Genomic DNA, 1191 nt, shown 5'->3' with positions numbered 1-1191 from the left:
TCTCCACAGGCGCGCCGTACCTCGTACGGAGATGAAGTTTCCCGCACCCCCGTGCGCGCAGTCCGGCCGTACGTCCCGCGAACCGGGCGTCAACGAGCGTCCCCGGGAACCGCGTTGGAGGCCCGGCTGTGGCGCGTCGCCTATCCGGGTGGCCCGCCGGGCACGGGCTTGGCGCCCGCCCCCGGCCGCCGCCAAGCTCGGATCACCGGCCCGCGACGGACAACCGCCCGTCGCGGCACGCCACTTCGTACTCCACGGGGGAGTGATGCAGATGCGTACGATCCACACCGCCGCGCTGGTCATGGGAGCCGCCGCGCTGGCCGCCGCCCACCTCGGCGTCCCGTCCGCACAGGGAGCGCCGCAGCAACGGCCACGGGCCCACCCGGGACCGGCCGCGGGCGACTGCGCCACCGGCCAGTTCTGCGTCTGGCCGGGCCGCGGCTTCGGCGGCAAGCGGCAGACCTACGAACTGGCCGGCACCGACATCGAAAGCTGCGTCACGCTGCCCGCCGGAGCCCGCGGCGCCTCGTTCGCCAACCGCACGGGCCGGCCCGTCACCACGTACCAGAGCGCCGAATGCGAGGAGACCGGCGAGTTCGACACCTACCCGGGCGGCGGCATCTGGGTGCCCGAATCCCCCTACCAGGTCAGGGCGTTCAAAATCTGGGAGAGCTGAGCAGGGGAGCGACGGGGGAGTGGGAACGGCCGGGCGGGGTACCCGGAGCCCGAGCCCGAACCACGCGACCCTCGGGAGGGATGATGGCGGGCCTCGGACAGCACAGCCGTACGCGAATCCGTACCCACCTGCGCACGAACCCCCGATCACGGGACCGGACGGGGCCCCGGAGCGGGCCGGACCGCGCGACGCTGGGCGTGATCGGACTGGTCTGCGCGGTCGCCGGATTCTTCATCCTCAGCATCGTCCTGGGGCCGGTGTCCGTGCTCCTCGGCTGGCTCTCGATGGGCCGCCGGTGGAGCGGCGCGAGCCAGGCGCTCCCGGCGCTGGTGGCTGTCGTCCTCGGTGTGATCGACACCGTACTGGCGATCATCAGGATGACCACCACGGCCGTCGGGGCCCCGTTCTGAGCGGACCCCGCGCCGACCGTGGGCGATCGCCCGCCCGTCACCGGTGACACCGGCGGGCAGGATCACCGGAACAGCAACGCGCGGCGCCCCCGGCCGGATCTCTCC

At 73.6% G+C, this 1191-nt stretch carries 2 protein-coding genes; both read left to right on the top strand.

All coding sequences use genetic code 11. From position 1 onward, the window contains the following. Positions 1 to 271: 271 nt before the first annotated feature. Positions 272 to 676, top strand: coding sequence for a peptidase inhibitor family I36 protein (locus ACFV57_RS42660; protein ID WP_385244696.1), 405 nt, complete (start codon positions 272 to 274; stop codon positions 674 to 676). An 80-nt stretch (positions 677 to 756) separates the two neighbouring features. Further along, a complete protein-coding gene (locus ACFV57_RS42655; protein ID WP_385244693.1) occupies positions 757 to 1086 on the top strand; it encodes a small hydrophobic protein in 330 nt (109 codons plus the stop codon). Positions 1087 to 1191: the final 105 nt, after the last annotated feature.

The sequence above is a fragment of the Streptomyces sp. NPDC059788 genome (genome assembly GCF_042732265.1).
Classification (GTDB): domain Bacteria; phylum Actinomycetota; class Actinomycetes; order Streptomycetales; family Streptomycetaceae; genus Streptomyces.
This window is presented reverse-complemented; position numbering and strand designations above follow the sequence as displayed.

What these genes read in the sequence shown, in the direction of transcription:
- ACFV57_RS42660 (WP_385244696.1), top strand. Translation starts at nt 272, where the DNA reads ATGCGTACGATCCACACCGCCGCGCTGGTCATGGGAGCCGCCGCGCTG.
- ACFV57_RS42655 (WP_385244693.1), top strand. Translation starts at nt 757, where the DNA reads ATGATGGCGGGCCTCGGACAGCACAGCCGTACGCGAATCCGTACCCAC.